Genomic DNA, 541 nt, shown 5'->3' with positions numbered 1-541 from the left:
CAGCCGAACGTCCGCTCGACCACCCACCGGCGGGGTAGGACCTTGAAGCCCTTGACGTCGTCGGTGCGTTTGACGATTTCCAGCAGGATGCCGAGCTGGGTCTTCGCCCAGCTCACCAGTGTGGAGTCGATGCTGTTGGCGTACCCGCCGTCGGCCCAGACCAGGGCGATGGTGGTGAATGCCTCGGCCAGTCGTCGCAGAATCCGACGGCCGCCGGGCCGGTCGTTGACGGAGGCGGAGGTGACCATCACCACCAGGACCAGTCCCATCGTGTCAACGACCAGGTGCCGCTTGCGGCCGGTGGTCTTCTTCCCCATGTCGAACCCGCGACATTCGCCACCCTCACTGGACTTGATCGACTGGGCGTCCAGGACCGCTGCGGTCGGCTCCGGCTCACGACCTGCCGCCACCCGCACCCGCCGGCGAAGCTCGTCATGGATCGCGTCCCACGTTCCGTTCTTCCACCAGGTCGTGAACCAGCGATGAGCCGCATCCGCCGGCGCCAGATCACGCGGCATCATCCGCCACGGGCAGCCCGAGC

At 67.3% G+C, this 541-nt stretch carries 1 protein-coding gene; it reads right to left on the bottom strand.

Features of this window, described 5'->3' with window-relative positions; all coding sequences use genetic code 11:
- The coding region (locus ACLQ24_RS30150; protein ID WP_425895123.1) for a transposase at positions 1 to 521 on the bottom strand (521 nt) is incomplete at its 3' end.
- Positions 522 to 541 lie beyond the last annotated feature (20 nt).

Source organism: Micromonospora sp. DT4 (genome assembly GCF_049841675.1).
In the GTDB taxonomy this organism is placed as follows: domain Bacteria; phylum Actinomycetota; class Actinomycetes; order Mycobacteriales; family Micromonosporaceae; genus Micromonospora.
This window is presented reverse-complemented; position numbering and strand designations above follow the sequence as displayed.